Source organism: Paenibacillus sp. 598K, from assembly GCF_003851045.1.
Lineage (GTDB): Bacteria > Bacillota > Bacilli > Paenibacillales > Paenibacillaceae > Paenibacillus_D.
In genome coordinates, this window is sequence record NZ_BFBX01000017.1 from 1 (window position 1) to 19,208 (window position 19,208).

The 19,208-nt window shown below is 58.9% G+C and carries 18 protein-coding genes and 1 tRNA gene; 7 read left to right on the forward strand and 12 right to left on the reverse strand.

Annotated elements, in window-relative coordinates; genetic code table 11:
* Nucleotides 1-864 (reverse strand): hypothetical protein (locus tag PA598K_RS08060; protein ID WP_185601701.1); only part of this gene is annotated, 864 nt, incomplete at its 3' end.
* Between the two features lie 74 nt (nucleotides 865-938).
* Between PA598K_RS08060 and PA598K_RS08065 the strand changes: the two genes are divergently transcribed.
* Together PA598K_RS08065 and PA598K_RS08070 are read left to right on the forward strand one after the other, a co-directional pair.
* Entirely contained in the window at nucleotides 939-1,409 is a 471-nt protein-coding gene (locus tag PA598K_RS08065) for a type IV pilus modification PilV family protein (RefSeq protein WP_128656462.1), read from the forward strand.
* 35 nt (nucleotides 1,410-1,444) lie between these two features.
* Nucleotides 1,445-1,954: a prepilin-type N-terminal cleavage/methylation domain-containing protein gene (locus PA598K_RS08070; protein WP_128656463.1), complete on the forward strand. Its 510-nt coding sequence runs from the start codon at nucleotides 1,445-1,447 to the stop codon at nucleotides 1,952-1,954.
* Between the two features lie 216 nt (nucleotides 1,955-2,170).
* Here PA598K_RS08070 and PA598K_RS08075 read toward each other — a convergent pair whose 3' ends face one another.
* The 5 genes from PA598K_RS08075 to PA598K_RS08095 all read right to left on the reverse strand — a co-directional run bounded on the left by PA598K_RS08075 (nucleotide 2,171) and on the right by PA598K_RS08095 (nucleotide 8,099).
* Nucleotides 2,171-3,007 (reverse strand): prepilin peptidase, encoded by an 837-nt coding sequence (locus PA598K_RS08075; protein WP_128656464.1) that lies wholly within the window; start codon nucleotides 3,005-3,007, stop codon nucleotides 2,171-2,173.
* A gap of 59 nt (nucleotides 3,008-3,066) precedes the next feature.
* Complete coding sequence (locus PA598K_RS38750) at nucleotides 3,067-3,438, reverse strand: prepilin-type N-terminal cleavage/methylation domain-containing protein (RefSeq protein ID WP_128656465.1); 372 nt, start codon at nucleotides 3,436-3,438, stop codon at nucleotides 3,067-3,069.
* A 606-nt stretch (nucleotides 3,439-4,044) separates the two neighbouring features.
* Entirely contained in the window at nucleotides 4,045-5,253 is a 1,209-nt protein-coding gene (locus PA598K_RS08085) for a type II secretion system F family protein (RefSeq protein WP_128656466.1), read from the reverse strand.
* Nucleotides 5,254-5,327: 74 nt separating this feature from the next.
* On the reverse strand, nucleotides 5,328-6,374 hold the full coding sequence (locus PA598K_RS08090) for a type IV pilus twitching motility protein PilT (RefSeq protein WP_128656467.1): 1,047 nt from the start codon (nucleotides 6,372-6,374) through the stop codon (nucleotides 5,328-5,330).
* Between the two features lie 57 nt (nucleotides 6,375-6,431).
* Nucleotides 6,432-8,099 (reverse strand): GspE/PulE family protein, encoded by a 1,668-nt coding sequence (locus PA598K_RS08095; protein WP_128656468.1) that lies wholly within the window; start codon nucleotides 8,097-8,099, stop codon nucleotides 6,432-6,434.
* Between the two features lie 682 nt (nucleotides 8,100-8,781).
* On the opposite strand from PA598K_RS08095, the gene ilvA reads away from it, so the two are divergent.
* The 3 genes from ilvA to PA598K_RS08110 all read left to right on the forward strand — a co-directional run bounded on the left by ilvA (nucleotide 8,782) and on the right by PA598K_RS08110 (nucleotide 11,055).
* The gene (ilvA, locus tag PA598K_RS08100) at nucleotides 8,782-10,053 is read left to right on the forward strand and encodes a threonine ammonia-lyase IlvA (RefSeq protein ID WP_128656469.1); all 1,272 of its coding nucleotides are present in this window, start codon (nucleotides 8,782-8,784) and stop codon (nucleotides 10,051-10,053) included.
* A 22-nt stretch (nucleotides 10,054-10,075) separates the two neighbouring features.
* Nucleotides 10,076-10,678, forward strand: coding sequence for a TVP38/TMEM64 family protein (locus PA598K_RS08105; protein ID WP_128656470.1), 603 nt, complete (start codon nucleotides 10,076-10,078; stop codon nucleotides 10,676-10,678).
* Between the two features lie 89 nt (nucleotides 10,679-10,767).
* Nucleotides 10,768-11,055: a transposase gene (locus PA598K_RS08110; RefSeq protein WP_128656471.1), complete on the forward strand. Its 288-nt coding sequence runs from the start codon at nucleotides 10,768-10,770 to the stop codon at nucleotides 11,053-11,055.
* A gap of 129 nt (nucleotides 11,056-11,184) precedes the next feature.
* Here the strand turns inward: PA598K_RS08110 and PA598K_RS08115 are convergent, their stop codons facing one another.
* From PA598K_RS08115 to PA598K_RS08135, 5 genes are all read right to left on the reverse strand, one after another.
* A complete protein-coding gene (locus PA598K_RS08115) occupies nucleotides 11,185-12,441 on the reverse strand; it encodes an MFS transporter (protein WP_128656472.1) in 1,257 nt (418 codons plus the stop codon).
* A gap of 122 nt (nucleotides 12,442-12,563) precedes the next feature.
* Nucleotides 12,564-13,151 (reverse strand): TetR/AcrR family transcriptional regulator, encoded by a 588-nt coding sequence (locus PA598K_RS08120; protein WP_128656473.1) that lies wholly within the window; start codon nucleotides 13,149-13,151, stop codon nucleotides 12,564-12,566.
* A gap of 85 nt (nucleotides 13,152-13,236) precedes the next feature.
* A complete protein-coding gene (locus tag PA598K_RS08125; RefSeq protein ID WP_128656474.1) occupies nucleotides 13,237-14,289 on the reverse strand; it encodes an FUSC family protein in 1,053 nt (350 codons plus the stop codon).
* On the reverse strand, nucleotides 14,286-15,410 hold the full coding sequence (locus tag PA598K_RS08130; RefSeq protein ID WP_128656475.1) for a DNA alkylation repair protein: 1,125 nt from the start codon (nucleotides 15,408-15,410) through the stop codon (nucleotides 14,286-14,288). Before PA598K_RS08130 ends, PA598K_RS08125 begins: the two co-directional genes overlap by 4 nt.
* Nucleotides 15,411-15,470: 60 nt before the next feature.
* The gene (locus PA598K_RS08135; RefSeq protein WP_185601703.1) at nucleotides 15,471-17,237 is read right to left on the reverse strand and encodes an ATP-binding protein; all 1,767 of its coding nucleotides are present in this window, start codon (nucleotides 17,235-17,237) and stop codon (nucleotides 15,471-15,473) included.
* A 184-nt stretch (nucleotides 17,238-17,421) separates the two neighbouring features.
* Between PA598K_RS08135 and mscL the strand changes: the two genes are divergently transcribed.
* Complete coding sequence (mscL, locus tag PA598K_RS08140) at nucleotides 17,422-17,916, forward strand: large conductance mechanosensitive channel protein MscL (RefSeq protein WP_128656477.1); 495 nt, start codon at nucleotides 17,422-17,424, stop codon at nucleotides 17,914-17,916.
* A gap of 133 nt (nucleotides 17,917-18,049) precedes the next feature.
* Here the strand turns inward: mscL and PA598K_RS08145 are convergent, their stop codons facing one another.
* A complete protein-coding gene (locus PA598K_RS08145; protein ID WP_128656478.1) occupies nucleotides 18,050-18,736 on the reverse strand; it encodes a hypothetical protein in 687 nt (228 codons plus the stop codon).
* Nucleotides 18,737-18,918: 182 nt separating this feature from the next.
* Here PA598K_RS08145 and PA598K_RS08150 point away from each other — a divergent pair.
* Nucleotides 18,919-18,994 (forward strand) — tRNA-Thr (locus PA598K_RS08150).
* Nucleotides 18,995-19,208: the final 214 nt, after the last annotated feature.

Consider the following 19,208-nt stretch of genomic DNA (forward strand, 5'->3'; position numbering starts at 1 on the left):
CTCGCGGGCGACTCGCGTCGCGGACTCCGTGACCTCATGCGCCACCTGGACATCGACCGGCGGCGCCTGCAACGGCGTCAGCGGCCGGGGCGTTCCGCTCTGCGCATCGTACGCCTCGCCGTACAGTCGCTCGACATAATAGTCGGCATACAGCTCGAACTCCTCGCGATAGCGCTCCCGGTCATAGTTGTTGTCCATGAAGGTGACGGTCGGCGGCAGTCCGCTGTCGCAGCGAGAGAAGTTCGGATTATGGAGCGGATTGTCGTTCACGACAGCACGGGTGAAAAAAAACTCGCGCCCGGTCGCGCCCGAGCCCGGCGTGCCGCTACCCGGATCGGACGGGCCGCCCGGGTTCGTGCCAGGGTCGGTGCCAGGATCAGGATTGCCTGGACCGCCGGGATTGGTGCCGGGATCTGTCCCAGGGTCCGTACCGGGATCAGTCCCGCCTGGCGCTTCCTTGAACGGCTCCAGCTTGACGCGAACCTCGCTCTCGCGCATCAGTCTGCCCTCGCCGCCTTGACCGGTGAAGGCTACTGCCGTCAACACCTGACTCGTATCGCGGACGAGCTCGTACGCCACCTTCAGCTCGGCGATCTCGGCCACCTGCTCGGCTATGTCGACCACCTCCGCCTCCGACAGCACGCCGTCGCGGACGTAGTACAGCTCGCGGTAGACGCGGCTGAACATCGCCGCTGCCGAGCTCGACCTGGCATAGGCCTGCTCCGCATGGCCGCCCGTGATCGATTGGAGCATCCCCGTGTTGACGTAGGCGAGCAGCGGCGTCACGAGCAAGGAGAGCATGACGATCAACGCAAAGACGGCGACGAGCGTATTTCCGTTGTCGGATCGCATCGAATTATGCATTGCCAATTCTCTCCTTGTCCCTTAATGTAATAACTAAGAATCCTATGCCAACGCTCTAGCGAGGTGTCCTACCTATGGCCAATCAACGCGGCGTCACGCTCATCGAAGTGCTCGGCTCCGTCGCCTTGCTGGCGGTAGCCGTCCTCACCATCACCTACGCGCTCCAGCAGACGAGCGTCTTCTCCAGAGACAACGACGGGATCGATCGCTCGGTCCAGGTGACCCGCACCATCATGGAGGAGCTGCGCGGACATCTCGGCGAGCCGACCAGTCGCACCTTAGAGCTCTACGGCCAGACGATAGATCTGGACCTGCTGCGGATCAACACCACGGCCCCGCTTCTCCTCTACTATCCCGGGACAACGGAGGCAGAGCTGACGCTCTCGATCGTCTCGGCAGACGGACACTTGCCGAGCATCAGTGCCGGCGACGATACCCTCGATCTCGACAGTAGCTTCAAACTGATTACGATCACCAGCGAGGCACAGGGCAAGCAGCGCCCCTATACGCTTGAAGCTTATCTGGAGTATTGGAGTATTGACTAGGCCATGCATCCACGCATCCTGAGGAGGTGTCTGTCATGATAAGAGGCAACTCGCGCGGCGTGACGCTAATCGAGGTGCTCGCCGCCTTGTCGCTCACTGTGCTCGTCCTGGGTACGCTATTGTATCTCGTCAATCAGACGCACTCGAGCGCCGCCCAGCTGCAATCCCGCGAGTCTGCGCTCCAGCAATCGCGCGACATCGTCCAGCATCTCGTCAGCTCCGCCCGCAACGGCATGAACGCCTCGCAGAACGCGCCGTCCGAGCTGTGGCTGCATGGCGAGCACGGAGACTATGTGCACTATGCCTGGGATCGTACGACCGGCGATTTCACCGTTGAGCAGCAGCTCCTCGACGACCAGGGCGTGCTCGGATCGCCGAGCCGACATCTGTTCTCCAGCCAGGTAGCGGATACCAGCATCGTCGTCACCGCCCCGGACCCCGGCAGCCCCAACGGCAGCCGCATCGAGATTACGCTTGTCATGGCCCTTCCGGGCAATCAGCAGCACACCACCTCGACCGTCGTCTATACGACCGATGGGCTCTGACCCAATAGTGTCGTAGTGTCATTGCTTGGGTTCCATCGCCTGGAAGCGAGATACTAATAAGGGTCATCATGGTTAATGCCATCGATTATAAACGACGGCAATGATCTGCAGCGTTAATCATCAATGGCCTATATGATATAGCGCGCAGACTGTTAACGGGATCACTAATGATACAGGCAAATAAAAGAGGTATAGACGCGAATAAGCTAGCTGACGCTAGCCTGTCGCAACCAAGCCTTGCACCCATGTCAAATACGCGCCCAGCCAGCCCTCGCCCCACAAATACACCGCCCATGCCCCGACCGCAATATAGGGACCGAAAGGCACCAGCTCGCCATATGCCCCTCGACCAGCCAGTCGCAGCAGCATCGTCACCAGTAGCCCGATCAGACTGGCGGCGAACAGACTGAGCAGCGTCAGCTTCCACCCCAGCATCAGACCGATAAAAACATACAGCTTGATGTCGCCGCCGCCCATCGTCTCCCTGCCGAGCAGCCGCTGCCCGACCATGCCGATCAACAGCAACGCGCCGCTGCCAATTAGTGAAGCAACAAGATAGTCCCATAGCGGCAACGGACGGATCCATAGCCGCATCGCGAGCAGCCCCGCCGCGCCCGCCAGCACGACCCGATCAGGGATGATCCGCTCGGCCAGATCGGTCTGGACGATGACGTACAGGATAGAGACGCACCACAGCAACAGCAGCAGCTCCCAGCGCATGCCTACCGTCGCCACCGACACAGCGTACACAACCGCAGCGGCTGCCGCGCCGAGCGGGTATTGCCAGAGGCGAGTCGATGCTGTGTCGGCGATGTGCGGGTGTGGCGCCAGCCACTCGACCATGCCATTAGGGCGATGGGTCGTATCAGTGGATGGCGGCCGCACAGAGACCCGTATGGTCATCTGCGCTGCTGGGATGGCCATCGCCGGGTTGTGACTGCGTTCCTGTGTAGATAAGGTTGTTAATCGGCTATCCCAACGCATCGCGATCCCGTTCAGCACCACGCCCAATAGCAAGCCGCACAAGGTAGCTGCTCCCGTTAACCACCACATCGCAGCTGCCCCTTTCTATGCTTATCAGCTACTTGCACCGGATTATTTACAACAATAAGTTAGGAACTAGGAGTGGGTAATTCCGCCTTAAAGCTTCCAATATTAGGCTCTTTCGTGACTGTAATATTTGTTGAATCCGTATACCCAAATTTTTCAAAACTTGGGGAAGAATTCAAGTACCCCTGACTAACTAAAGTTCCAATTGTTACTGTCATCTGCTCGTTAGTAAATGTACCATTACCATCAAGCGCATAACGAACAGCCGTTTCTTCAACCAGAATCTTACTTGCCTGATCTGCTTTGGTCTGTGCATTATCAATTGTCTTCCCAATCGCCGGAACCGCAATCGCGGCGACGATGCCGATGATGACGATGACAGCCAGCAGTTCAATGAGCGTGATCCCTTTTTGGTTGCGCAATGTTTTTACCATCGTATAAAACTCCTCTCCAAATCCTTGGTTTCATTTCTTTATGTTGATCAGCAGAGGCGTCCCTTCCTTGGAACGCTCGCTGGAATACCCGAACCGCTGCCCGCGCTTGAGCCCCGTGGCACGCTTGTCCTTCACTGGTAAAAAATAAAGGTGGGGACTAGCATCCCGGCTGTCACAGCAGACCATAACTATAATTTCTAGAGTTATTCGACTCACGGAACGCCAGACACACACCGCTAACTCTTGTTTCTAGAGCTATTTCGCTCACGGAACGCCCAACGCACCTCGCTAACTCTAGTTTCTAGAGCTATTCCCCCACGGAACGCCAGACGCGCCACGCTAACTCTACTTTCTAGAGCTATTCCACTCACGGGACGCCAGACGCGCCACGCTAACTCTAGTTTCTAGAGCTATTCCCCCACGGAACGCCAGACGCACCACGCTAACTCTACTTTCTAGAGCTATTCCACTCACGGGACGCCCCACGCAACCGTGCCCGACGCCACACGCATGTCCCACCGCCCCACATGCAACTGGACGCCATCTGCATCTGCATCTGCATCTGCGTCTCCGCAGGCCCCTCAACGCCCACCCGCACAACTACAGTTACATATTCTGCATCAGCTTGAACGACGGCATGAGCACGGCGAGCACGATCAGGCCGACCACGCCGGTGAGGGCGACGATCATGAGCGGCTCGAGCAGCACTTTGAGTCGATCGGCGAGCGCGTCGACATCGGCTTCGTAAAAGTCCGCCACCTTCTCCAGCATCGTGTCGAGCGAGCCAGAGCGCTCGCCGACGGAGATCATCTGGACGACCATCGGCGGGAACAGCCAGGTCCGCTCCAGCGGATCGGCGATCGAGTTGCCGCTGCGCACCTCATCCCGGATATCCGCGATCACCTTGCCGATCGCCGCATTGCCGACGACATGCGAGACGATCGCCAGGCTCTGCAGGATCGGGATGGCGGCGACGTAGAGCGAGCTGAAGGTGCGGCTGAAGCGAGCGATCGCCTGCTTGTGCCAGAGCTTGCCGAACACCGGCAGCCTCAGCTTCCAGTAATCGAGCTGGCGGCTCGCCCGCTCGCTGCGCCGGAGCAGCCGCAGTAGCGGCGCCGGCAAGGCCAGCAGGGCGAGCAGCACGTACCAGTAGCTCTGCATCCATTCGCTCGCTCGCATGACGATCACGGTCGGCAGCGGCAGCTCGATATCCATCATCGCGAAGCTCTCGACATAACGCGGGATGACGAACAGCATCATGAAGACGACGACCAGCGTCATGATGATCAGCATGATGATCGGGTACACCATCGCCGACTTGACCTTCTCCCGCGTCGCCCGCTCCTTCTCGAAGAAGACGGCCAGCCGCTCCAGCATCTCGTCCAGATTGCCGCCCGCTTCGCCGGCCCGCACCATATTGACGAATACCGGGGTGAATACCTTCGGATGCGCCGCCACAGCGATCGAGAACGCAGCCCCGCCCTGCATCTCCGCCGTGATGTCAGCGAGGATCTTGCGGAACGGCTTGCCCGGCGACTGCTCGCTGAGCACCCGCACCGACTCGACGAGACTGATGCCTGAGCGATACATCGTCGCCAGCTGGCGGCAAAACACGGTGAAGTGCTCCGTCTTGACCTTCGGACCGCCTAACTCGATCTCCCGGTACAAGAGGCTGCGGCTCAAGTCCGTCAGCTGCGACACCCAGAGCTGCTGGTCGCTCAGCTGCTCGAGCGCCTGCTGCTCGGTCGAAGCCTCGACGACGCCGCGTCGCCGCTTGCCTGCGCCGTCGACGGCTCGATATCGGTACTTGGCCATACGCTGCTGTCTCCCTCCTATGGCTATCTCGCTGCATACCCGATGCTGTGCAGGCTCACGCTACGCAATCTCAGTTAAGCAAGCTGATCGCCAAAGCCGAACATCGCTTGCTTGGCCTCCGCCGGCGTGATCCGGCCCTGCTGCAGCAGCTCGCGCAGTGCATTGTCCATCGTCGTCATGCCTTGGGCGCGTCCGGTCTGCATGACCGAGCGGATCTGATGCACCTTCTCCGAGCGGATCAGATTGGCCACGGCCGGCGTGTTGACCAGCGACTCGATAGCGGCGACGCGTCCTCGGCCGTCTGCGGCGGGCAGCAGCCGCTGCGCCATGACGCCCAGCAGCACCGCTGCGAGCTGGATCCGCACCTGCTGTTGGGATTGCGGCGGGAACACATCGATGATCCGGTCGATCGTCTGCGGCGCATCCGCCGTATGCAGCGTGCCGAAGACGAGATGGCCGGTCTCCGCCGCCGTGATCGCCGTGCTGATCGTCTCCAGATCGCGCATCTCGCCGACCAGGATCACCTCGGGGTCCTGACGGAGCGCTGCTCTCAGCCCGCTGGCGAAGCTCTCCGTATCGGCGCCGACCTCGCGCTGGTTGACGATGCAGCGCTTGTGCCGATGCTCGAACTCGATCGGGTCCTCCAGCGTGATGATGTGGTCGCTGCGGTGGCGGTTAATATAGTCGATGATCGCGGCCAGCGTCGTCGACTTGCCGCTCCCTGTCGGGCCGGTGACGAGCACGAGCCCTTGCCGCCGCGTAGCGAATTGCTCTGCGACCGCCGGCAGTCCGAGCTCTTCAAGCACCGGGATGCGGCTCGGGATGAGACGGATCGCCAGACTGACGCAGCCCTTGCGCTTGTACGCATTGACCCGGAATCGGGAGACGCCCTCCAGACTATAGGACAGATCGATCTCGCCGCGCGTCAGCAGCGTCTGGTATTGCTCGCCGGTGAGCAGCTGACGGGCGCAGTCGGCAGTGTCGGCCGCGGTGAGCGCAGCGTCTCCCAGCGCGCTCAGCTTGCCGTCCACCCGCAGCATGACCGGCGAATCTACGGTGAGATGGATGTCGGATGCGCCTGCGGAGCAAGCATGGTGCAACAAGTTCTCTGCCGATGGCATGGTCTTCCCCTTCTTTCTCTCGATGATGCCGGAGCGCCCGATCTTCCAATCGCTTGCTCACGCCTCTTCGCCGACGACGCGATAGATCTCGCTGATCGTCGTCTTGCCCTCGGCAGCCTTGCGCAGCCCATCGACGAGCATCGGCACCAGCCCCTGGGCGAGCGCGTAGCGATAGTACTCGCGATCGGAGCGCTTGGCGAGCACCATCGACCGCAGCTCGTCATCGAGCACGAGTACCTCCTGCACCGCCAGCCGCCCCCGGTATCCGGTGCGTCCGCATTCGCTGCATCCCTGGCCCCGATACAGGACGGACGCATCGATCGCATGCTGGCGCAGGATCGCTCGCTCGTCCTCGCCAGGCTCGTAGGGCGCGGTGCAGGCCGGGCAGTTCATCCGCGCCAGCCGCTGGGCGATTACGGCATTGACGGCCGAAGCGATCAGGAACGGCTCGATGCCCATGTCGATCAGCCGGCTCACGGCATTGACCGCATGATTGGTATGCAGCGTGCTCATCACGAGATGACCGGTCATCGCAGCCCGGATGGCGATCTCGGCCGTCTCCTGATCGCGGATCTCGCCGACCATGATAATGTTCGGGTCCTGGCGGAGGATCGCGCGCAGGCCGCGGGCGAAGCTCAGGTCAGTCACCGGATTGACCTGCACTTGATTGATGCCTTCGAGCTGGTATTCCACCGGGTCCTCGATCGTGACGATGTTGACATCCTCGCGATTGAGATGGGACAGCGCGGAATAGAGCGTCGTCGTCTTGCCGCTGCCAGTCGGTCCGGTGATCAGGACGACGCCGTGCGCGGCTTCGATGCTGCGGAGGAAGGCCTCTTCATTGCGCTTGGAGAACGCCAGCTTGTCCACCTCGGTAAGAGTGCTGCCCAGATCGAGGATCCGCATCACCACCTTCTCGCCATGAATCGTCGGCAGCGTCGAGATCCGCAGGTCGATCTTGCGATAATCGACCTCCTGCTCGACCCGGCCATCCTGAGGCAGCCGCCGCTCGGCGACGTTCATATTGGCCATAATCTTGATGCGGGCGGTGATGACGCCGTGCATGTTGGGCGGGAGCGTCCGCTCGGTTCGCATGACGCCGTCTACCCGGTAGCGGATCCGGAAGCTGTCCTCCTGCGGGTCCAGATGGATGTCGCTAGCGCCTTGCAGGACAGCTTGGGTGATCATCTGGTTGACTGTCTTGACGACGGGCGAGTCGTCATCCTGACGCGGCAGCTCGTATTCGACCTCTCTGGATTGCAGCGTCTGGCTGATCTGGTCGATCGTCTCCTGCAGGCCATAATAACGGCTGATCGCGCGGAGCAGCTCGTCTCGCGAGGCGATAACGGGATCGACGCGCATGCCGGTGGCGATCCGGACTTCATCGATCGCATAATAGTCGAGCGGGTCGGCCATCGCCAGGATCAGCTTGCCGCCGTCGACGCGCAGCGGGAGCACGTTATGGAGCGTGGCCAGCTTCTGCGGGATCAGGCTGATGATCTTCGGGTCGATCTTGTGTCGGAACAACTGGACATGAGGGATACCGAGCTGAAACTCCAGCACTTCGATGAACTGCTGCTGAGAGATGTAGCCTTCGGAGATGAGCACATCGCCGAGCCGCTTCTTCATCTCTGTCTGCTGTTGCAGCGCCTGCTGTAGCTGCTGCGGCGTGATTACGCCGGCATCGACGAGCAAGTCGCCGATTCGTTTGCGGGTCGTCGCCATATCCTTATCACCCTTTGCGAGTCATTCATGAGTAGGTACGGTGTTGGATCTGGAATGTGAAATGTTGGATCGGAGCGCCCGCAAAAAAGAGGATACGGGACTTTGGTTGGAAGTTATTTCTATTAAATCAAACCACTCTACGAAAGTCAACATCTAAAGAACTAGTTTTCACTCATTTAATAGACCTATAGACCTACATGAACCTAACATATATCCGCCTTTTGAATAACTCACATTGTTTTTTCGACAATATAGTATATATATCGGCACGATATTCGCTTTTTTGAAAGGAAATTTAACCCAAAACGCATCATTTTTCGTCGGTTGACTTTTGGCAGCAAGGAGCGTATAAAAGAAGTAATATACTTGTTTCGTTGACGGGAACACGTGACGACGGATAAACGGTACCTCAGAGAGTCGACTGCTTGCTGCGAAGTCGATGGACCGCTCCGATGGCATATCCTCCCCGAGAATCCGGGCCGAACCGCCAGCAGGCGTCAGTAAGCCGGGACGGCATCCACCGTTAACAGGAGCGCGTATGATCGTACGTGGCAGAGCGCCGTCTTCTCGCGGCCGGATGATCCGGCGGAGCGGGCGGAAGCAAGGGTGGTAACGCGAGTTGATCTCGTCCCTTCGGGACGGGATTTTTTTGTATTCCGAACAGTAGAGGAGAATGATCCGGATGAAACCACAATCAGGAGAAACGCAGGCGGCAGTAACGCTGACAGATATCGTATTTGCGCAGCATCTGCTCAAGGACGTCGCAAGCCGTACGCCGCTCCAGTACAGCCGCGTCCTCTCGGAGCGTTACGGCTGCAAGGTGCTGCTCAAGCGCGAGGATCTGCAGGTCGTACGCTCCTTCAAGCTGCGCGGCGCCTATCATGCGATGAAGTCCTTGCCGGCCGAGCAACTTGCGCGCGGCGTCGTCTGCGCCAGCGCCGGCAACCATGCCCAAGGCGTCGCTTATTCCTGTCAGGTGCTGGGGGTTCGCGGCCGCATCTTCATGCCTTCGACAACACCCCGCCAAAAAGTTCACCAGGTGTCCTTTTTCGGCGGTCCGCTCGTCGAGATCGTCCTCATCGGCGATACGTTCGACGACGCTTATGCGGAGGCAGTCGCTGTCAGCGAGCGGGACAGCATGGCCTTCATCCATCCGTTCGACGACCCCGGCATCATCGCCGGCAACGGCACGATCGGTCTGGAAATCATGGAGGCGGCCAGCGAGACGCCCGACTATGTGTTCATGACCGTCGGCGGCGGCGGGCTGGCTGCCGGCGTCGGGGCCTATCTCAAGTCGGCTGCGCCGGATATCCGGCTGATCGGCGTCGAGCCCGAAGGCGCGCCCTCGATGCAAGCCTCGCTGACAGCCGGTCGTGTTACGCCGCTTGAGGAGATCGACAAGTTCGTCGACGGCGCCGCCGTCAAGCGCGTCGGCGACCTGACCTATGCGATGTGTCGCGATTATCTAGACGGGATCGCCATCGTCTCCGAGGGACGGGTATGCACGACGCTGCTGGAGCTGTACAACGAGAGCGCGATCGTCGCCGAGCCTGCCGGAGCGCTGCCGATCGCAGCGCTAGAGCAGTACCGCGAAGCCATCGCCGGCAAGACGGTAGTATGCATCGTCAGCGGTGGGAATAATGATATCGACCGAATGCAAGAGATTAAGGAACGCTCGCTGATTCATGAGGGGCTAAAGCATTACTTTATGCTCAACTTCCCGCAGCGCGCTGGCGCGCTCCGCGAGTTCCTCGACGATGTGCTTGGTCCGACCGACGACATCACCCGATTCGAATATACCAAAAAACACAACAAGGACAACGGCCCGGCACTCGTCGGCATCGAGCTGAAGCAGCGCAGCGACTATGAGCCGCTCATCGAGCGACTCGATCGCAAGGGCTTCCAGTACCTGGAGCTCAACAAGGACCCGCTGCTGTATAATCTGTTGATCTAGCTATGAAATGGAGTCTACCCGCATGAGTATGATAAAGGAATGGATACGGGAGCTATCCACGATGAACCCTGAGACGATCCAGCAAGCGCTGGAGAGCTACTCCGCCTACGGGCCGCTTCCCGGCATCGCAGCCCCGCTGCTCGAGGCGCTCCTGCCTTTCCTCCCGCTGCTGCTGATTATCGCTGCCAATGCCAACATCTACGGCCTGGGGCCTGGTATTATTTACTCCTGGCTTGGCGTCTCGCTAGGCTGCATCCTGCTGTTCTGGATCGCTCGCAAGCTAGGCGGCCGCTTCGGCGCCTGGCTGCAACGACGGTATCCGGCGACGGCGCGGTTTTTTCACTGGATCGAACGCAAGGGCTTCACGCCCATCTTCCTGCTTGCCTGTCTCCCCTTCTCCCCGTCGTCGCTGATCAACATCGCGTCAGGGCTGAGCACGGTGCCGTTCCGCACCTTCCTGCTCGCAGTTACTATGGGCAAAGGCGTCATGATTATTTGCGTCTCGCTGCTAAGCTTCAACATTACCGATCTGTGGGACGAGCCATGGCGGATTCTGCTGGCGGTAGGCGTAATGCTGCTGATGTGGTATGGAGGCCGACGGCTGGAGCGCCGTTATTCGTTTTGACTGCGAGCCTCGCTCGCTCATAATCCGTCGCTTGTTGTGAGATGCTATGGAGGAGACTTGATCCGATCTGACAAGGAGCGATGCATCCGATGAGCGATCATCCCAACGACTATCATGAGATGCTGCCCGTCTCCGGCGAGCCTGTCGAGACCGACGGCATCTATCGCAACGAGTGGGGCGGCGAGACCCCGCTCAAGCGAGGCGACGTCTTCCCTGCCGACCCTCAGCTCGGCACGACCGAATGGGAGCTGGTAGAGATGGACTTCGACAACCACCATGAAGGACGTACCGACCCGCGGCTGATCCCGGAGAAAAAGGTGAGTAATCTGGAGGCGCATCTGCAGCATCCGCGTCGCCATCCGAAGGATCAGGAATAGACAGCCGCGAAATTCCGGGCGCACGACGGCCGTACAATCGCTCCTGCGAATAGCCGGTCAAAGCATAGCAAAGCCTCCCTCTCCCTGACTACAGGGACGGGAGGCTTTGCTTATTTGACCTGGACCTCCTTACTCTGCCTCTAGTCCTGGCGCGCGGGGTACGACCGCCACTGACTCGCCGGGTGCAAGCGCGGGTCCTGATCTTAGTCCGAGCGTAACGAACGATGCCGCGCCAAGGATCAGGCCAGAGGTGATGAAGACGAAGGTGAGCGAGGTCGCATGCATGTATACGCCTGCACAAGCGGTGCCGAGCAGCAGGAAGCCGGTAAAGAGCGGCGTGAACAACCCATTGATCCGGCCGACGTATCGCTCCTCCACCGAGGTCAGCATAATCGTCGCCATCACCGTCTGCATGAAGGCCAGCAGCACGCCCGTCATCAGCCGCATGGAGCCCGTCAGGAACGGCCAGAGGGATAAGCCCTCGACGATGGTCGCAGCTCCGAAGACGAGCGTCCCCAGCAGCAGGATCCGTCTCTCCTTGCCGAGCAGATGTCCCCCTGCCGACAGGACTCCTGCCAGTATGCCGCCCAGCAGCATCCCCATTCCGCTCACCGCCGTGAACCACTGCAGACTGGCCTCCGGGAGCTGCAGCCGTTCGGTGATCAGGAAGATCTCGAGCGGCTGGATCAGACCCGCGGACAAGGCGATCAACGCGAACAGACCAAACAGCACGAGCAGTTGGCGTTTGCCCTTGACGTAGCCAAGACCGCTCTTCCACTCCGCATAGACGCTGGTGCGCTCTGTGCGATCCACTGGCTCCGACTTGGGCAGCAGCGACAGACAAAGCGCCGAGAGCGCGAACAGCACGAGCAGGCTGGAGAGCGAGAAGCTGATGCCATAGCGCGTGTAGATGAACGTGCCGAGCACCGGCCCGCCAATGATGAACAAGGAGGACATCGTCTGCGAGAAGGCGATTGCCGATCCGACCTGACTGTCCGGCACATAACGCTTGAACATCTTCATCGATGAGGGCTGAGAAAATTGCGACACGATGGCGGAAACGCCGGCAGCGACGAAGACCGCCTGCCAATACCCGGCCTGAACGGCCCACAGGATCGGCGCGATCGAGAGCAAGCTCAACAGGTCTCCGATGATCATTGTCCGTTTGGGGCGCCAACGATCGGCGAGAACGCCCCCGATGATCGAGAAGATAAAGATTGGCGCATACTCGGCCACTGTAAGCAAAGACACGGCGATTGGATCGCCATTCGTCTGCGCGACGACAAAGTAGAGCAACGCCATATTGCGAATCCAGATGCCGATCTGCTGGAGCAAGTCGGACGCCATGACGAGTACGAATACACGGTTGCCAAGCAGCGTTTTCATGAGTGGATTTCCCCTTTGATAGAATTCCGACTGGTCGGTTTAATTTTAATCGCAAGGAGACACAGAACACTCCTGTCCCTCCCTGCCTCTTGGCACCGGTACCCCCCTATCGTCTACAGACGCTAGCTTGGCTTGAGCACCCCATGCAAAAAGCAATCGACAACTAGCCGGTACATCCGCTCGGTCTCGGCTTTGTCATATTCGTAGTGGATAATGCTCAGACCGTCGAGCTGCGCGGCGAACAGTACAGCCAACTCGTCGGCTGGCAGATCGCGCAGCAGGCCCGCCTCCACGCCTTCTTGCAGTATCTCGGCATAGATCGCCCTCGGCGACTTAATATTGACGAGCAGCCGATCCAATATATCCTGATTTTTTTGGGCCATGCCGAACTCTTCGGCTACCTTGACCAACGGATTATAGAAGTCCTCAATATAGAACTCCACGACACCGTAGATACGCTCGGAAAAGCTGCTGTAGCGAGCTTCGCGCGCCCTCCAGGCCTCGCTCCACTCGATATTGTGCTTATTCAACAGCTGCAGGAACAGCTCCTCCTTGCTGTCGAAATGATAGTAGATGCTGCCCTTGCTAAAGCCGCTGTAGCGGACCAGGTCCTCCATCGTCGTCGCCGCATAACCCTGGCTGATGAACAGTTCCTTGGCTTTCTCCAGGATTTGCTCGCGCTTGCGCTCCCCTTTGACGCCAACAGCCATTTTCCTTCCTCCTTCCGCCACGGACAAAAAACCGACCGTTTGGTTTATTTTTATTATAAAAGAAAAGCTGCCGCTTGGCAACCCTTCAATTTGACGTTGGCGCTTCGCCTTCCTCGCTCTCCGTCTGTCGCAGCTCCACCTGCTCGACCAGCTTTTCCAGACGCCGCAAGTGATAAGCATACTCGAACATCGCTGCCCCGACGAACACGAGACGCTGCCGCTCCTTGGGATCGATGCTCAAATAGTCGGAGAGCTGCTCGACCAACCGGCTGCCCTGTTGTCCGTCCGGCCCGATGTCGGCACGCGGCTTGATTTTGCCCTCGGCCTTGAGCAGGATATGCTCATGGTACTTGGTCAGATCCTCGATCTGCCGATCGAATGCCTGCGCCCAGGTGACTGACTCCGGCGCGGCGAAGTAATGCTCCTCCACCGCATCGAGCAAATCCTCGCCTTTGTGCAGCGCCTTGATCATCTGCTTGGACAAGACGAGTTGTCTGGCTCGGCTCTGCTTGCTGCTAGCGGTCAGCGCCCGCTCCTCGTCGAACAAGCTGTATTGCTCATCGAGCTTGCGCAGCAAGCCGTGCAGTTGATCGCGCTCTTTTTTGTACACCTGCTCCTTCATCTCGTTGGAGATCGCAGTCCGCAACAGCAGCGACAGCTGCTGGCTGGCCTGCGTCACCTGGACGTTGAACTGATGGCGCGGACGCGGCGGGAACAACGCGATATTGACCGTGAAGGCCGCCCCCATCCCGGTCAGTACCATCGACAGCCGATCTACGGCGAACCACCAGCCGGTAGCGTGTGCCTCCATGACCGCGACGACTGTCACCAGCGTCAGACCGATCGTGCTCTCCATCCGCAGCTTGATGTTGATCAGGATGACGACGATGCAGACGAGACCGACAGCGATCGGCGTACTCCCGAACAGCTGAACGGCCGCCAACGCGATCGCCGCGCCGATCAGATTGGCCTGCACCTGGTCGAGCATCTGCTTCCACGAGCGATAGATGGACGGCTGAATCGTGAAGATCGCCGCCACAGCGGCGATGATCGGCGACGGAAACTGCAGCAGCTCGCTGAGGAAGATCGCAAGAGCAACCGCCAATCCGGTCTTCAGTACCCGCGCACCTACGGTCATGCCTGCTCCCCCCGCACCTCTGCCTGCGGCAGCAGGTTAAGCTGTGCCTCGGCGACGGGCGTGCCGTTGACGAGGAGACGTATGCGATGCGATCCCGGATAATGCTTGCGAGTCGACAGATCGGCCCAGCTATGCTTGCGCTTGCCGCTCAGACGGGCGCCGCCCTCCACGGTACGGTCGGAGAGCAGGAAGCGCTTGTCCGTGCTGCGACCGCTTGACTTAACGAAGCTGATCGCATACTCGACCCGGACCCGGACAGCCTCGCCCTCTCGCACTCGCAGCTCATACGCCAGTTCGATCTGATCGCCGATCGCCGCCTCGTTATGAGACAGCGTCAAGGCGGCCGCTGCCGCCAGTCCTTCCTGCTCGGCGCTATAGCCGAACAAGGCCAGCGTCTGCGGGTCGTCCCGACGGATCAAGGTGCGGCAGCCGTGCCGGATAATCCAGTCTGTATGCGGATGGACGCCGAACCAGCGAGCAGCCAGTTCCTTGACGAGCTCCGGATGGTCCTTGACGATATCGTTGAGATTGTTGGCTACGCTTTTGCGCACGTAGAGCGAATCGTCCTCCCTCAGCAGCTCCAGCACCGGGATGATCGGCGATGGGTCCTGCTTGAACATGACGAGCGCCTGCCCCCAAGGCAATCGCGGTCGACAGCCCTCGCTGGCCAGCCGACGCAGATGCTCATCGTCATCCTCCGCCCAGCGCCTCATCTGCTGCATCATCCGCTCGGGATCGCGAATCAGGAAGGGCCGCACGGCAAACTCGGACGACGAACCGCGGGTAAAGCGCGCCAATGCCCTCATCGAGACGTCCCAATCCTCCGGCGCTTGTCCGAACTGCTCCACAAAGTCGGGGAAGATCAAGTACGGCAGCCCTTTGCAGGTCTGATCGAAACGGTACAATATCTCAAGCGCATCGCTATAGCGCTCGGGCAGACAACGTCCCAGCGCTCTCGTAATGATGCGCATCCTCGTCTTCAATGGGCTGTCTTCCCAGTCGTCGGTCCAGATCAGACCCAAAAAACGCGCTTCCTCGAAGCCGTCCCAAGCTTCGCAGAGCTGCGTTGCCAATCCATTTATAAAGGGTACATCGTATACATTTTTAAGCGCTTCGGCCATCTGGATCTCCTCCTGCGCTTATTATAGCTGATGCCGCAGCAAAAAGCACAGCGTCGGCGATTAATCCTTGTCCGGCTTGAATCGTGAGCTGCCCTCCTCCCCCTCCACTGCATAGGGCAGGCCAATATCGCAGGTCGTGCCTTGGCCGGGCTTGCTCGAAAGCGCAATGCTTCCTTTATGGTTATCGATGATTTTGAAGCTTACCATCAGCCCCAGTCCCGTCCCGCGATCCTTGGTCGTGTAAAACGGCTGACCGAGCCTGGCGAGCTGCTCCTCTGTCAGCCCCGGGCCCTCATCCTGGATACGGATATGTACATGGGTAGGCGTCTTGAGACTGCGGATGCGAATACTGCCCCCGGCGGGCATCGCTTCGATCGCATTTTTGAGGACATTGATGAATACTTGCTTGATTTGATTCTCTACACCCCGCAGCCAGAGCGGTGCCTCGCCATAATCGACCTCCATTCTGATCTGATACAGATTGGCCTGAGGAGCCAGCAGCGCCAACGTATCCTGGAGCACCTGCCTGGCATCGCAGTAGCTCAACTCCGCCAGCTGCGGCTTGGATAACATGAGCAGCTCGGTGACGATCGACTCGATGCGGGTCAGTTCGTTATGCATAATGTCCTGATACCGTCTCGGGTCCCCTCTCCCTGTGGAGATCAACTGCATAAAGCCCTTTAGCGAGGTGAGCGGATTCCGTATCTCGTGAGCGATCCCGGCGGCCAGTTGGCCTGCTACGTAGAGCTTCTCGGAGCTGATTAGCAGCTCCTCGTTTTTTTTGCGTTCGGTAATATCGCGGACGATCAGTTGGGTCGCCGACTGGCCTCCCGTCCGGATCGGATTGATGACGACCTCGGTATGCAGCACCTTGCCCTTCAGACTGATCCACTCCTGCTCGAACGGCACGGCGGACGGCTTCGGCCATCCTTTGCCCAGCTGTTCGCTCAGCTCGTGATGATGTCTGCTGTGCAGGCTTGGCCACACCTCTGCTCCGAGCAGCTCGCTCGCCTGCTCCGCCTCCAGCAGCTTCAACCCCGAGCGATTGATGTACACCCATCTGCCCTTCTGGACGATAGCGATCATATCGAGCGAGCTTTCGACCAGCAGCCGATATTGCTCATCGACTTGCCCGAGCTGTCGACGCGTCAGGTAGACGAGCAGACATACGCTGAGGATCAGCATCGTGGCGACGCCGATACCGCCAGCCAATACCTTCAGTTGATCGCTGAGCAGATCGGCTGTCATAACTTGCCCGTATTCAATCGTGAGTGCCTCGATGCTGATCAGATGCATGGCCATGGCCGAGACCCCGAGTAGCAGCGCTCCAGGCAGCGGACTGTCATCCTTGGAGCGCTCATGCAAGTAGAAGGCCAGCATACTGCCGCCCCATTGGATCGCCAGTGCGCCTGCGGTCAGTCCCGCATGCAAGGTGAATCCCCTGTTCAGGGACGACAGCAGCGGCCAGTATTGCAGCACCAGCTGGGCCAACGTCAGCACCAGACTGAGGATCAGCCAGCTCAGTAGAGACGACGGTTGACCGCGCGTCAGCAGCAGCCCTGCCTTGACGAGCAGGACTGCGATTAGATACGATGCCAGCAGGCCGATATTCAGTTCGACCGGGGAGTCCGACACCAGCTGGATCAGCAGCTGCATAACAGCGATACCCAGGACGAACAACGCCGGCCATATGATCGAATACCACTGCGACTCCGTCCGTTCCTGACGATCGCCTATACGATACAAAAATAAATATGCGGATAAAACGCCAATGGATAATGCCAATGCCAGCAAAAACAGCTCGCTGGTCTCAAAATACGCGCCCATGATGTCCCTCATTCGCTTGCTAATTCTCTATCATTGTTAAAATTCGACATTTTACCATAAAATCCTTTTTCAAGTAACGTTTTTTACGGCAAAACTCGACAACGCTGCTTCCTTCGACCCTCCTGATATTTTTGCAGAAATCAGGTATACTTAGTGTAAATCGCCCAAGGAAGGAGAAGAGAATTTGAAAAAAATTTTTCAGGAGTTTAAGGAATTTGCAGTGAAAGGCAATGTTATCGATCTCGCAGTGGGCATCATCATCGGCGCCGCCTTCGGCAAAATCGTTACTTCCGCCGTGAACGATCTTATCATGCCGCCGATCGGCAAGGTACTAGGAGGCATGAACTTCTCCGATCTGTACTATAATCTCGACAACGAGAAGCTGCTGAACGGACAGCCCGTCACCTCGCTTGCGGAAGCTCAACAGGCTGGCCACGCGGTCATCGCTTATGGCCAGTTCATCAGCACGGTCATTGACTTCCTGATCGTCGCGCTGTGTGTATTCCTGATCGTCAAGGTCGCGAACACGCTGCGCCGCAAGCAAGAGACTCCAGAGGAGCCGCCAGCGGCGCCGACGGACAAAAAATGCGGCTATTGCCTGTCGACGATTCCGCTGGAAGCGACGCGTTGCGCGCATTGCACCTCTCATCTGGAAGCCAAGAGCAGCCCGGCAACCTAGCAGTCCCGGAGGCGGTCAGCTAGGCGCTGAGGCGTTGCATGGGGTACTGGCCTGCCGCTAGACGGCGCCTAGAGCTTCGTATAGGAAACAGCTAGGCGCGCTGGCGGCGCTGATGCATGGCGCGGGGCACTGATTACTGGCGCGCACCATGGCGGCGGCGGGCCTGGGCTCCAGGCCTGCCCTTCACCTGTGCAGTCTTGCCCCCTAGAGCTGAGAACCTGCTGCGGATATGCTTGCCGGGCGGACGACTACGCTTCGTACTGGCGCTGCGCAAGCCTGCCCGGGAATTGCGCGCTCCTCCTCTGCGACTCGGTCGGCGAACGGCGCGCTGGGCTGGCGTTGTCGACAGGCCGGTCGCTGCCTCCCATTCGCTGTACCATCGATCGATCATGCCATGGATTTGATAGAATACAGTGCTGCCCGGCGCAATATCGAGGTTGTTCAGAGCGGGCTCGTTGTAATAGAGCGCCGATTGTTGATGGATGCAGTTATGCAAGCCCGAGGATTCGATAAACCATCCCAGTTCGTCCGCACTGGCAAAAGACCTCGGATTCATCGTGATCCGCTGTTCGGCCGCCAGGTTGTAGCACGGTGATCGGCGAATCGGCTCGGGAGGCAGCACCCAGGGCTGAATGTAGGATGGGTCATAGCCTTGCTGCAGATACCATTGTCTCGCCTTGGCAATATACTGCCGATGGAATTGCAGGAAGTCCCGGCCATAACCGGGCGGCGGGTTGTTCGTATCCACTTGGTGCCTGGCGCGGTGCCAATTGCGGTGCTCCGCCATCAGCTCCGGCGGGAAATTCGGAATTGCCGGCATTAAGTTTTGCTCCCTTCTTTGCGAAGATCATTCATCCTAGTCTATGAGACAGCAGGCCAGGCGGTGAGCATCAGCGGCCCTATCCAGCGCCTTGAAGTACGTGCATATTTTTTTTCGAAAAATCTGTTGACAGTTTCCGCAAGTCCATGCTATTATCTTTCTTAGGGTTTGCAAGATACTTCGCCGTTGTAGCTCAACTGGTAGAGCAACTGACTTGTAATCAGTAGGTTGGGGGTTCAAGTCCTCTCGACGGCACCATTCATTGCTTTCAGTCGATAACTGATCATGCAATTGCAAGCAAACCATACATACAGGATCATCCTTTGCGGATGGTCTTTTTTGTTGTTGCTCTAGGGCGTGTCTGCACACCCGCTCGGGGGCATCTTAGACCGCCTTTCCGCCCCCTGCGGCGTCACTTTTGCTTGCCGTACACCCGGTACGCCTTCACAAAAGTTCCTTGCATGGAACGAAA